This is a genomic window from Occallatibacter sp. (assembly GCF_049582745.1).
Lineage (GTDB): Bacteria > Acidobacteriota > Terriglobia > Terriglobales > Acidobacteriaceae > Telmatobacter.
This window is the reverse complement of sequence record NZ_JBAUUO010000179.1, coordinates 1-12,520: the sequence shown is the minus strand read 5'-3', so window position 1 is coordinate 12,520 and position 12,520 is coordinate 1. Positions and strand designations below refer to the sequence as shown.

The window sequence follows — 12,520 nt, the reverse complement described above, 5'->3', positions numbered from 1 at the left end:
CTTGTGAATCTGATCGATGTGATGACTCCTCTATCGCGCACCATTTCGCACTGGAAGCTGCGGACACGCTTGCTCGAACTGGGCCGGCGAACGCTGGTGATGGGCGTCGTCAACATTACATCCGACTCTTTCAGCGATGGCGGACGCTTTCTCGATCCTGAAGCCGCAGTGGCGCAGGCGCTCGCGTTACTCGACGACGGCGCGGACCTGCTCGACCTGGGCGCGGAAAGTACGAGGCCCGGTTCCCGCGCCGGCAATCCCACCGAGGCCGCGGTCAGCGCGGAGGAAGAACAGGCGCGGCTGCTTCCCGTGATCGAACGCATCCTCAAAGCGCGGCCCCATGCGATCCTTTCGGCCGACACCTACAAGTCCGCCACCGCGCGCGCCGCACTCGCCGCCGGCGTCGAGATCATCAACGACGTCAGCGGATTCACCTGGGATGAAGCGATGCCGGGCGTCTGTGCGGAATCAGGATGCGGCGTGGTGCTGATGCACACGCGCGGCAGACCCGAAGAATGGCGGACGCAGGCGAAGTTGCCCGCAGAGATGCTCATTCAAACCATCCGTGCCGGGCTTGTTGAGAGCCTTGCGCTTGCGTTGCGCGCAGGCATCGCGGCTGAGTCCGTGATTCTCGATCCAGGCTACGGCTTTGGCAAGAAGTTTGACGAGAACTACACCTTGCTCGCTCACCAGGCCGAATTCCTCGCGCTCGGTCGCCCGCTTCTTGCGGGTGTATCGCGGAAGTCCTTTCTCGGTCACACGCTGGCTCCGCTCTTTGGTGGCGATTCGGCGCCCGTCGAGTTCCGCGAAACCGCCGGCATCGCGGCGCTGGTTGCGGCAATCCTGCACGGAGCGTCGATCGTCCGTGTGCACGATGCCCGGCCGGCAGTCGAAGCCGCGCGCATTGCCGACGCCGTGCTCGCCGCAAACTAGATGCCTCGCCGGAGCTTCTCGGCGGCTGAGATTCAGCTGCCTATCGCTTTGACATCGCATGCAGCTTGAGAACCGTGTTCCAGTTGCGCGCGGTTCCCATCACGCCAATGGCTTTGTCGAGCGCCTTGCCCGTAAACTTCGTCTCCGCCGCGCCGTCGGGCAGATGCAGGTAGAGCGTATCGCCGGCCAGGTGATACCGGTCTCGCCGCTTGGGATACATCGTAACGATGCGGTCGAGTCCGGCAACCGCATTCGTCCCGGCCGAGCCTGCGAGGAAGCCGACATGCACCCTGGCCCCATCCGCTGCCGCCTCGGCCGCATAGGGGTTCTCGCGAACCACGCGATCCAACTGCTCGTGCGTGCGCACCACCACTCCGCAGGGCCCGCCCATCAGCTTCTCCAGGCCGGCTGCCACTGTCTGCGCGACCTTTGCCGCTGAACCCTTCGCGTCGGCAACCGCATTGCCGCTCTGAATGTATGTCTCGACCTTCTCAAATCCCAGCCCGGTCAGCATCTTTCTGAAGTCCGCCATAGGCAGCTTGCCGTGACCGGCAAGATTGACGGCGCGAAGAAGAATGACATAGGTCGGCATGGCAAAATCCTCTGCTGTCAAATCGTAAATGCGTCCGGGGGTCTATGGAATTAGACTGGCAGAGACGAAATATGCAACCGGATTATTGCTTTTCCGTGGCCAGGTAAACCACAACGCCGCTCAACAGCGCCACCGTTGCCAGTGCGGGCACAATCCACCCCAAGCCGCCGGACTGCGAAAGCGCCGCCGGCACCAGCGCCTCGAGATGCAGCGCCTGCGGCAGATTCTCCAGCCATGCCCTAAGCAGGTTTCCCTTCCAAACGAGCCCTCCCGCGCCGACCACAATCAACAGCGTCAACGCGAAAATCTGCGCGCCCAGGATAGGCCGCCCTACCCGCTCGATTGCCGCATTGCGCCGCCTAAGCTGGGCGCGCCACCACAACGCGCCCGGGGATTCAAGGCGTGGAATGTCCAATGTCTGCCTGCGTGAAGCTTGCATTGCCTGGGATACAAGCACAAGATCCGAGCAGGACCGGCAAGTCTCGACATGCGCGCGCAGTTCCTCTGGGCACGCTTCAGGCCAGTAGCCCTGGTGCAGCAACTCCGTTACCTCTCGCTCGCGCGTGCATGCAAATGGACTCATGCTTCACCTCGCTCACGCAGCAATCGCGCCATCTTTCTCCGCGCGCGGAACAATAGGAGCCGGATGCTCGCCGAAGCCAGTCCCGTTACTTCGGCAATTTCATGATGCGAGTAGCCCTCGGCATACGCCAGCCACAGCAGTTGCCGGTCGCGCGGACGCAACTGCGCCATTGCCGGGCCCAGCATTGCAAGAGAATCCGCCTGCCCCTGGCTGCAGCGCGCCGCGAACAACTCTTCCGGCATGTCGTCTATGGAGGACGATTGCGGACGCCGCCAGTGATCGCGCAACAAATTGGTTGCAATTCGAAACAGGTACCGCCGTGCCGCCACTTCGCCGTCCGCAGGATGACTGGCGCACAGAAAACGCACATAGCTCTCTTGCGTCAGATCGTCGGCAAGCGCGCGATCGCGGCTCACGCGCGCGAGGTACGCCCAGAGCGATCGGGCCGAGCGCGCATAAAAGCCGGCGAACTGCTCGTTATCCATCGTCGCGGCGGGCGCACCGGCGGCGAGAGGTTGTCTCTCGCCTGCCAGCACGTTCGGAATGGTCGATTCCCAGGGCATGGGCCTCTGCTTCCTCACCTTCACAGCGCTCTCCGCGACTCACTGCCTGTCCTTGAATCCCGAGGAAGCGCCGAGGGGCGAATCCAACCTGTTTTGCGCAGCAGTGTCGGCGGGCATCAGGCCCAGCTTTGCCGCCAGCAGCCACGAAACGCCTGCTGAGATGATAAAGCCGATTCCGGGCATCAGCACGACCGTTCCGAAAACCAGCATGGGCTCATCCATATCGGGTCCAGCATGGCGCAGCGAGAGCAGTCCAATGCCCAGCAGCACCATCACAATGCCTGTCTGCAACGGCGTAAGCACGCGCGCCACAGCGCTGGGCATGCGGCGGTCTTCGATGCCAATGGGAATCGGTGCAGCCTCGAGAAACTTCCTGCCCGCATCCGTCTCCATATAGGAGGCTAGCTCCTGGTTGCTGGTGAACTTGTCGATTAGCTTGCCGTGAACTTCACTCTGCAGCTTGAATATGCGGGCCCACCGGCGATTCTCGATGAACATGCGCGCCAGTAGAAAGATTCCCGTCAGTCCGCACGCAAAGGCCAACAGAGGTACGGCATCGCCCCACACGTGTTCGAATGAAGACTCCCTGGGCTGCGAGCGATACACATCGGGCCACACGGCGCGCTCCAGAGCCTCATCGGGCTGTCCATCGTCATGCTTGAGATGCGAGAACAGGTAAAACTCGGGATTCCGCGCCACCTCGGGATGCGCGGCGAGAAACGCCGCCAACTGCGGATTGTTCCGCGCCACGTACTCCTGGTTCGAAAGCAAAGAAGGATCGCGCGCAACCACCGTCGTCAGCGTCGGGCTCAGCCGCAATAGCTGGATGAGTTCCGTCTGGTTCGCCGCCACATCCCGCTCGTTGGGAACCGTCTCGACGCTCGGTGCCGGTGCGGATGCCGGGGTCGAAGTGCGAGGTTGTGCCACGCCGAGGGTGGCCAGAAGTAGTGCCGAAAGAGCAACAGCAGAAAGGATCCGATAAACCAGGCGACGCGTTTGCATTGTTCCCCCGAAATCGAAGCGGCCTTCCCGGCCCTTCTATCGAGAACAACGAATGAACCCGTCGGCTCGTTAACAAAGTTATGTGGACACGAATTGTCCTGAAATCCACGTTGGGGTGGGGGTATTCCCCGTTAGGAGTATTTAAGTAACGGCGAAGGCAGGTTACTTTATACGTATTCCCAGATAGCACTTTTGGGTTCAAACGATGTGTTCCGGGTATCTCCCCGATAGATTCCACAGCAGAGGAGACAAGCGACACAATGGACGACCATGATCAGCGGGCGAGACTTCTCGCCCGACTCAAGCAAAGCTACGCAGATCGCCGCAACACTCTAACCTGGGCCCTCTTCATCTGGTCCTTCACGGCTGTCGGATTCGCACTTTTTCTACCCTTGGAGGCCACCTTGCTGCGTTCGGTCGGCATTGCCGTGGGCTGGTCCGCTGTCCATCTCATCCACAGGACGTAAGCGGAGCAGTCGGCGTTGGCCATGAGATAGAATTCCCGCCATGCCCTCTGCCCACAGCAAGGCAACCATCGTAAGCATGGCGATCGTCGCCACCGGCCTCACCGTGCTGTTGCATGAGGGCGTTGGCCATGCCGTCACTTCGTGGCTCCGCGGCGGAGTCCCGATCGAACTCACCAGTAATCATCTCTCCAGCCTGCATGAAGATCGGTGGGTCGAGGCGGGCGGAACCCTCGTCAATCTGGCTGCCGGCACATTGGCGCTCCTGGCCACCCACGCTGCCGGGACACGCGCCAGCCTTCGCTATTTCTGCTGGCTGCTTGCCGCGCATAATCTCTTCTCCGGTACCGGCTACTTTATGTTCTCCGGCATCTTCGGCTTCGGCGACTGGGAGCAGGTGATTGCCGGCCTGCCGCACCAGGCCTTGTTGCGCACGGCGATGTCGATCGTCGGCCTCGGACTCTACGTCTTGGTTGCGTGGCTGCTGGCCATCGCGGTCCGGCCCTTCTGCGCCACGCATGCAACGTACAACGTCATCGGCCGGTTGCCCTATCTCGCCAGCGGCATCTTCAGCTGCGCTGCCGGAATCTTTGATCCGCTAGGCATCAAGCTGCTTCTGGAGTCCACCATTCCGGCTGCGTTTGGAGGATCCTCGGGCATGCTCTGGCTTGATGGCATGATTCCGCGGCCGCTGCCTGAAATCTCACTGGTGGTCCCGCGCCAGGCGGCATGGTGGATAGTCGCGGCTGTCTTCGGTGTGGCGTACATCGTGGTGCTCGGGCGCGGCATCGAGTTCGCCCACTAGCCAGGGCATGTCGTTGCTGCCCGTTCGAATCTTCCGCGAAAAACGGAGGCGAAGACAACACGAAAGTCCTGTCATTTACTATATATACACTTCTCCGACGTTTACAAAATGCGCTAAACTCCTCAGTCTGCGGGTTTGCGCTTCCTCTGCTCGTTCCGGCCCGCCCTTATCGGAGGTCTCATGGCACGTCCTTATTGGTCCGGCAACGTTCAAATCTCGCTCGTGGCGTTTGGAGTGAGCCTCTACGTCGCCACCGAAAGCAAGGGCCAGATCAGCTTTCACCAGATCAGCCACCGCACCGGCGAACGCATCCGCCACCAGAAAGTACTGGAGAGCGCGGCCGAAAGCAAAGAAGCCACCACGGCTGTCGAAAGCGACGAGATCGTTAAGGGCTACGAGTACAGCAAGGGCAAATACGTCATTATCGAGCCCAGCGAACTTGAAAACCTCCGCATCCCATCCAAGCACACCATTGCGGTATCGCAATTCGTCGACGTCTCCGACTTGAATCCCGAATACATTGAAAAGCCATACTTCGTCACTCCCGAGAACGATATGTCGGCCGAAGCTTTCAACGTGGTCCGACAGGCTTTGGTGAAGTCCGGCAAGGCCGCCATTGGCAAAGTGTCCTTCTCCGGCCGGGAGAACGTCATCGCCCTCGTGCCGGCGGGAGCCGACAGCCCCGGCATGATGGCATACACCCTTCGCTATCAGAACGAACTCCGCAACCGCGCGGACTACTTCCGCGATATCAAGCAGCCGGCCATCGACGCCGATTCTCTTCAGCTCGCCGAGACACTTATCGCGCGGATGTCGGCGGAGCTTGACATCGGTAAGTTCGAAGACGGCTATGAAACAGCGGTGAAGGCCCTGGTGGAAGCGAAGGTCAATCACCTTCCCGTGCCCATCGATGAAGCGCCGGCCAGACAGCGCATCGGCAACGTTGTCAGTCTTATGGATGCATTGCGGAAGAGCATCGGATCGGACAAAGCCTCGGCCAAGAAGCCGCCTAAGAGCGTAAAGGAAGCACCGGCCAAGGGCATTGGCATCGTGAAGACGCCAGCCAAGTCCGCCAAACGCAAATCAGCCTGACGCTTTTTCGGCGCCAGACGCGTCAAGCACCAGACGCCTGAGCGCGCCCGGCCCCGAGTGTGGCTCCGGCCTACTTCGTTGCCAGTTCAACCGCCGCGCCGATCGAATCTGTGTTCGCCTCGACCTGGTCCAACCTCTTCGGCTCCGGCGAACTGGACGTCGGTCTACATTCTGATGTCAAAGGCCCGGTTTTAGTGATAACTTATCGTATTCTTTGAGGTCGGTGAGCGATGCTCCATTCTGCGCGATCACAAAGGGCCCTCCGAGTCATTGGTCTGGCGCTCGTGCTTGCGCTTGCAATCCCAGTCTTCGGCCAGGCAAAACGCGCGCTCACGAACGATGACATCATCAAGCTTGTCAAGAGCGGCTTCACCGACGATGTCATTGTTGCCATGATCGATGCCAATGACACTGCCTTCGATGTCTCCATCGGCGGCATGACTTCCCTCAAAGATGCGGGCATGAGCAGCCCGGTCATGGCGGCAATGCTGAAAGCGGAAGGCAAGAAGCGGCAGTCGATGGGCACCTCTCCCGCACCTGCGCAAAGCCCGGGCCAGCCTGCGCCAGTTCTGAACCCCTCCATGCCGGGGGCAGGTGGCGATTACTTGCAGCAGATGATGTCCATGGCCATGGGCCGAGGTGGTCCGGGCATTGGGTCAGGCATGTCTGGAATGCTCGATCCCAACCAGTTGCCTCCGCTGTTCCAGCTGACCGGAGATACTCGACAGCCCGTTAAGCCTTCGATCGCGCAAGTCGCAAGCACGCAGACAAAGGGCGACAACATGCCAGGAGCGGGATCTGCAGCGACGGGAATGTTGATGGGTCTTGGCCGCCAGGCTTTGAGTTTCGGCATGGTCGGAGGAAGCATGTTCGCAGGGCCCGGAGCAGGCATAGCCATGGGGATGATGGGAAGTATGGGCGCCATGGGTCGCCATCATGGCCCGCCTAAAGTCACCTATGTCTGGGCGCTGCCTGGGCCGCAGTCCGCTTCGCTCGTGTCGGGCAGCAATCCGCGATTCGAAATGTCCTTCGGCAATCTGCTTGGCATCGATCCCGACGCTTACGAGCCGCAACTCATCCGATTGGTAGGAAGCAAAGACAATTGGCGTCTTGTAGGGGCGACGAAAACCACCCAGGGACAGATCGGCACCGAGGCCTACGAAAAGGTGACAGAGGTTCGCATCGCAGCAAAATCCGAGAGATTGGCGCGCGGCCAGGTGCAGATTGAACCCAGGGCACCGCTGGAGCCGGGCGAATACGCGGTGGTACTGCGCGCAATTCACCCAGGCAAACGCGCACAGGGAAGCCTTGGCGGCGGCGCCGAGACGAGTATCTTCTTCTCCGTGTGGGATTTTTCCGTCAGCAATGACGCGCGAGCAACAAAACCATGATGGATTCCACTTTCCTGAACCAGGCTGCCAGAGGAGCGACTCGATGCTTGCTCAACGGCCTGGCTTTGTCGTTGGGTGCAATGGCCCTATGGGCACAACAAGGCTCAGGCGCACCGCAAGCGACCTTGCTTTCCAAGTGCACATGTGAGGATGCCCTTAGACTGAAAGACCGGTTGCAGAAACTCGAAGGGATCAGGACTCTGGTCGCAAACAAAACGAAGTCCGCCGCCGGAGCCATCGCCAGTCAACAGGAATGGACCGCCTTGCAAGGGCAGATTCGCTCCTATTTGAAGGCGCTTCAATTCCAGGATCTCACTACTTTCCCGGATGCTGACATCTTCAACGGGAGCAACGATCCTTTCTGCGGAGTACCAGCCGCATCTGCCGGAGCCTGCCTTGATCAGGACTTCGCTCTCCACCAACAATTCCATGACGCCTCCTGCCGATCAGGGAATTGGACGTGGCAAACCCCCTGGACTGACGTCACAATGCTCCAGGAAGAAGTGAGCGCCCTGCAAGCGGAGATAGACGCGATCCAGGAAACGCTGAAGCATCTTGGATGTGGTCCAGGAAACAGGATCGTTGGCAAAGGCCCGTCGCCAGTGTGTCCCCAGTTCATGGTTGTAGTGCAGGTGATAACCACCACCGCTATTAACTCAGCGGGCCTCACCGAACGGTCTGCCCGTTCGCTTAACAATGGGCAGGGAATCCAGGTCCCGCTGGTTCTGCACGACGACGGAACTTTCGAGGGCTTCGGCAAGGGTGTAGATGCCGGCGCCGCTGCAGGAGTCACTCCAGGGGAGACTGTGAGAAGCCAGTTTGGTCACATTCAGGCCGTCGCCGCATCGGGATCAATCCAGCCGGGAATCTGCACTTCGCAACCATGCCAACCTGACGTGATGCATCTGGTTCTCGTGGGGGGGCCGTCGCAGCAAATGACCATGGGGCAAGCCCGTGGCGAAGTGAACCGCAACATCCAGCAGACCACCGCAACGGGGAGTGCGCGACTGCAATTCGATCTGCCTGCCTACATCGGCGGAACGGCGCAGCGCAGTCTTCTCGCGAACTCTCTCATCAACTCGAATATGATGGTCGGCCTTCTCCAGGCGGACAATGGTTCTCCCGCATTACCGGACGGAAGTTCACTACTCTTCGCGCAAAAACAGTGCAACGTCAGGTAGCGGGTGCGCGTGCTTTCGCATGAAAAAATGGCCCTTGCCTTCAAGAACCCCGATTCGTAGCCAGAAAACCCATCTCCGGGACTCGATTTCGCCCCAGAACGGAGCAGGTAGAAGCCGCCGCACAATGCCCGTGTCAAGCCCCGCCTCCGTCCATAGGTTGCTAAACCCCTGAAACCAAATGCAAAAACTCGTGGTCGCCTTTGCAGGATACTTCCGCTTTTCAAAAAGACGATCTCTTTGAACGCTCACTGACCCCGTCGAAACAGCCCTTTACACGAACTCTGAACTACGAACTGCGAATTCAGAACTGCCTCTCCTCACACCTTCCTTGCAACGCGGGGTTTAGAATCGTTCGTGGCATCAAGGCAATTGCGCCACCTTTTTTGCCCGCACAGCATTCGCTGCGGCGGGCCGATGTGTGCGACTTTTCGAGGAAGCGGGCAGGGATGCGAGCGAAGACGGCAGTGGTATTGGGCGCCCAGTGGGGCGACGAGGGCAAGGGCAAGATTGTGGATGTGCTGAGCGAGGGCTTCAGCGCCGTAGCGCGCTATGCCGGTGGGCATAACGCAGGGCATACCGTGATCCACGGAAACCAGAAGTTCGTGCTGCAGCTTATCCCCTGCGGCGTGCTGCGGCCAGGTTGCGTAGGCATAATCGGCAATGGCGTCGTTCTTGACCCCATCGCCTTCCTGAAAGAAGTCGCCAAGCTGCGCGGATTGGGTGTTGAAGTCGACGACCGGCTGTTTGTGTCGAATCGCGCGCAGGTGATTTTGCCTTATCACCGCATGATCGAGCTTGCGGCTGAAAGCGCGCCGGGACGCAAGCGCATCGGCACCACCAGCCGCGGCATCGGCCCCGCCTATGAAGACAAGATGGCGCGCAGCGGCCTGCGCATCGTCGACCTGCTCAACACGTCGCTGCTGCGCCAGCACATCGAGGCTGCCTGCGGCGAAAAGAACGCTATCGCCCATGCCCTGTTCGGCACCGATCCACTGGATCCGGAGAAGATGTACGACGAATATGCTGCCGCTGCCGAAGAGGTTCGTCCCTTTGTCACCGACACCGGCCGTATGCTCCACAAGATCATCGCCGAAGGCGGTTCGGTGATGTTTGAAGGTGCACAGGGCACAATGCTCGACATCGATCACGGCACCTATCCATTTGTGACGTCCTCGTCGGCAACGGCGGGGGGTGCGGCCACCGGTACGGGCGTGGGTCCAACGGCGATCGGCACGGTCATCTCGGTGACCAAAGCGTATGTGACGCGTGTTGGCGAGGGTCCGTTCCCGACGGAAATTCACGACCCGATCGGCGACCAGCTGCGAGCCCGCGGCAACGAATACGGCGCTGTAACAGGCCGTCCGCGACGCTGCGGCTGGCTCGATATCCCGCTGCTGCGCTATTCGAACCTGGTGAACGGCGCGGAGTGGTTGGTGGTAACGAAGTTGGATGTGCTCGACGAACTCGATGAGATCCCGATCTGTGTCGGCTACCAGCTGGACGGCAAAGTCAGCGACGAGATTCCGGCGGATGTGCAGGGCCTGGAGCGCATCAAGCCGGTGTACACAACACTCAAAGGATGGCGCGCATCCACAGAAGGCATCACCGAATTTGATAAGCTGCCGAAAGCCGCGCAGGAGTATCTGCGATTCCAGGAACGCGAAAGCGGCGCGAAGATCGGCATGGTTTCCACGGGCCCGGACCGCGAACAGACGATGGTGCTCCCGGAATTTGCCGCGGCACTTGACGAGATTCACGCATAGACTGGATTGACGGACCGCAGTTTTCACCTTGGTTTGAGGAAGTGCTCTCCATGATCAGCTTTACTGTCCGGATGAGGTTTGCCCAGCAAGATCGGGCGGAGATTGCCGAGATTCTGCAGGCGCTCACTGAGGCTTCGCGTCTTGAGCCGGGATGCGTCAACTTCATTCCGCATTGGGTGCAGGGCGAGCCGTGCGCCGTGCTGATCTACGAGCAATACAAGGACCAGATGGCCGAAGAGGCCCACCGCCAGTCGCCGCACTTCAAAAAGTACGCCGTCGCCGGCCTCTACCAGAAGATGCTCGAACGCAGCCGCGAAGACCTGGCCGCGCTGGCGTAACAATTCGTCAAGAGCGGATTGGCTGAAGGATCGAAGCACGCCTTGGGCGTATCCCTTTCAGGATTTGGCGAAAGTAATTCGCAAGCGCCGCAAGCGTGACAACCCCCTTTTCGCTCAGTCAAACGAGCATGCGTGAACATTCCTTCGGTCACGCCGTCGAATGACCTATGGAGTTCGCATGACGGAACATTCACGTGGCGCGCATTGACCCAAACCGCAGTTCCGGGCTACTATCCGTTACGCCTATGGGAATGCGGAGGGCAAGCGCGCCGGCGAGCAGGGACCGTTGTCTAGCGATGGGCGTTGCCCTCGTTGTGCTGCTGTTTGCGGCAGACCAGCTACCCGCCATGCCCCGCGCAGAGAAGCATGAGACGCGGCATCAGATCGAACACCTCGAAGATGCCTGGCGCACCGCCGTTTTGAAGGGAAATATCACGGCGATGGATGCGCTGCTCGCCGACGACTACATCGCCATCAGTCCAACCGGCATCCTGCAATCCAAGGAGCAGGCGCTAGCCATCCTCCGTTCCGGCACCGTGCACTTCAAATCCATCGAGCTTACCGACAGAAAGATTCGCATGTATGGAACCACCGCCCTGGTGACCTCGCGCGCCGAAGTGAATGCTACCGGTCCAGAAGGCGAAATCTCCGGGAGCTACCGGTACACGCGTGTATATGTAAAGGACCCCCGCGGCGTGTGGCGCATCGTAAGCTTCGAAGCCAGCAGGATCCGGGAGCAAGGAGAGCCGCACTAGCGCGGGTCTGCCACTCTTTCCCGAGAAATCACCCAAAGATGCGCCCCCGGCCTCTCGCTCTAAAATAAGCCAATGCCGGAACTGCCTGAGGTGGAGACGATCGCCCGCGGCGTCGACGCGCGCGTGCGCGGTGACCGCATCGTCGAGGTTTGGTTCGGCACGCATCGCGAACCCTTTAAGACGCCAGCGGCCCGACAGGCCAAAGAGCTGACTGATCGGGAGATCGTAGCCGTTCACCGGACCGGCAAGCACATCGTGATCGAACTGGGTGGCGACGAGGTCGCACGCAGTGGGAAGAAGTACTCGAATGGGCAGGCCCCCGCGATAGCTGCGCAGTGGATTGTGCATCTGGGCATGACGGGAAGGCTGCAGGTGACAACCCCGGACGGCCCCTTCGCAAAGCATACGCATGCCCGGTTGAGGCTCCAGAGCGGCCGCGAGCTGCGCTTCGTCGATCCGCGCCGGTTTGGCCGGCTGGAGTTCCGGGACCTGGGCAAGCGGCAGGGCTTCGCCGGGCCGGGCGCGGAACCGCTGGCGATCGAGCAGGCGGAGTTTGCAGAGCTGTTTCGCGGACGAAAACTGGCGATCAAAGCCGCGCTTTTGAATCAAACCCTATTGGCGGGCGTGGGGAACATCTATGCGGATGAGGGGCTGTTTCGCGCGGAAATCCGTCCGCGGCGCAGGGCAGGACGGCTCACGCGCGTGGAGCTCGAAAAACTGAGGCTCGCACTGCGCGATGTGTTGGAACAGGCGATCCGGCTCGGCGGCTCGTCGGTTTCCGACTATGTCGACGCCGAGGGCGCGCGGGGATTTTTCCAGTTCGAGCACTGCGTCTACCAGCGCACAGGCGAGCCCTGCTTGAGATGCGGCAACGCAATCAAGCGAATCGTGGTGGCGGGCAGAAGCACCCACTACTGCGCGCACTGCCAGCGCTAGCCTGGATGTCTCACACGTACTGAGTTTTTTGAGGTTGAAGCTTAGCGTGCGTGTTTTGGCGGCTTGTGAGTTGCATCGAGGGGCAGTATGCGCCGAGGGCGCGGCCCGGGTAAGCGGGGTGG

General features: G+C 60.5%; 14 protein-coding genes. 10 read left to right on the top strand and 4 right to left on the bottom strand.

What is annotated here, in order from left to right:
* Positions 1–21: 21 nt before the first annotated feature.
* The gene (gene folP / locus WCA10_RS26425) at positions 22–933 is read left to right on the top strand and encodes a dihydropteroate synthase (RefSeq protein WP_472825552.1); all 912 of its coding nucleotides are present in this window, start codon (positions 22–24) and stop codon (positions 931–933) included.
* Positions 934–973: 40 nt separating this feature from the next.
* Here folP and WCA10_RS26420 read toward each other — a convergent pair whose 3' ends face one another.
* The 4 genes from WCA10_RS26420 to WCA10_RS26405 form a co-directional block, all read right to left on the bottom strand.
* The gene (locus WCA10_RS26420; RefSeq protein ID WP_472825551.1) at positions 974–1,525 is read right to left on the bottom strand and encodes a DUF1697 domain-containing protein; all 552 of its coding nucleotides are present in this window, start codon (positions 1,523–1,525) and stop codon (positions 974–976) included.
* A gap of 82 nt (positions 1,526–1,607) precedes the next feature.
* Positions 1,608–2,108 (bottom strand): hypothetical protein, encoded by a 501-nt coding sequence (locus tag WCA10_RS26415; RefSeq protein WP_472825550.1) that lies wholly within the window; start codon positions 2,106–2,108, stop codon positions 1,608–1,610.
* A complete protein-coding gene (locus WCA10_RS26410; protein ID WP_472825549.1) occupies positions 2,105–2,671 on the bottom strand; it encodes an RNA polymerase sigma factor in 567 nt (188 codons plus the stop codon). Before WCA10_RS26410 ends, WCA10_RS26415 begins: the two co-directional genes overlap by 4 nt.
* A 39-nt stretch (positions 2,672–2,710) precedes the next feature.
* On the bottom strand, positions 2,711–3,673 hold the full coding sequence (locus tag WCA10_RS26405; RefSeq protein ID WP_472825548.1) for a hypothetical protein: 963 nt from the start codon (positions 3,671–3,673) through the stop codon (positions 2,711–2,713).
* 260 nt (positions 3,674–3,933) lie between these two features.
* Here WCA10_RS26405 and WCA10_RS26400 point away from each other — a divergent pair, with 260 nt between their 5' ends.
* From WCA10_RS26400 to mutM, 9 genes are all read left to right on the top strand, one after another.
* Positions 3,934–4,140: a hypothetical protein gene (locus WCA10_RS26400; RefSeq protein WP_472825547.1), complete on the top strand. Its 207-nt coding sequence runs from the start codon at positions 3,934–3,936 to the stop codon at positions 4,138–4,140.
* 40 nt (positions 4,141–4,180) lie between these two features.
* Positions 4,181–4,942: a hypothetical protein gene (locus WCA10_RS26395; protein WP_472825546.1), complete on the top strand. Its 762-nt coding sequence runs from the start codon at positions 4,181–4,183 to the stop codon at positions 4,940–4,942.
* 180 nt (positions 4,943–5,122) lie between these two features.
* A complete protein-coding gene (ku, locus tag WCA10_RS26390; protein ID WP_472825545.1) occupies positions 5,123–6,034 on the top strand; it encodes a non-homologous end joining protein Ku in 912 nt (303 codons plus the stop codon).
* A 230-nt stretch (positions 6,035–6,264) separates the two neighbouring features.
* Positions 6,265–7,425 carry a hypothetical protein gene (locus WCA10_RS26385; protein ID WP_472825544.1) on the top strand — a complete coding sequence of 387 codons (1,161 nt, stop codon included), beginning with the start codon at positions 6,265–6,267 and terminating at the stop codon, positions 7,423–7,425.
* A gap of 173 nt (positions 7,426–7,598) precedes the next feature.
* Entirely contained in the window at positions 7,599–8,606 is a 1,008-nt protein-coding gene (locus WCA10_RS26380) for a hypothetical protein (protein ID WP_472825543.1), read from the top strand.
* A gap of 446 nt (positions 8,607–9,052) precedes the next feature.
* Complete coding sequence (locus WCA10_RS26375) at positions 9,053–10,369, top strand: adenylosuccinate synthase (RefSeq protein ID WP_472825542.1); 1,317 nt, start codon at positions 9,053–9,055, stop codon at positions 10,367–10,369.
* Between the two features lie 50 nt (positions 10,370–10,419).
* Positions 10,420–10,707: a putative quinol monooxygenase gene (locus WCA10_RS26370; protein WP_472825541.1), complete on the top strand. Its 288-nt coding sequence runs from the start codon at positions 10,420–10,422 to the stop codon at positions 10,705–10,707.
* 194 nt (positions 10,708–10,901) lie between these two features.
* The gene (locus tag WCA10_RS26365) at positions 10,902–11,462 is read left to right on the top strand and encodes a nuclear transport factor 2 family protein (RefSeq protein WP_472825540.1); all 561 of its coding nucleotides are present in this window, start codon (positions 10,902–10,904) and stop codon (positions 11,460–11,462) included.
* 72 nt (positions 11,463–11,534) lie between these two features.
* Positions 11,535–12,398, top strand: a complete 864-nt coding sequence (mutM, locus tag WCA10_RS26360) for a bifunctional DNA-formamidopyrimidine glycosylase/DNA-(apurinic or apyrimidinic site) lyase (RefSeq protein ID WP_472825539.1) — start codon at positions 11,535–11,537, stop codon at positions 12,396–12,398.
* Positions 12,399–12,520: the final 122 nt, after the last annotated feature.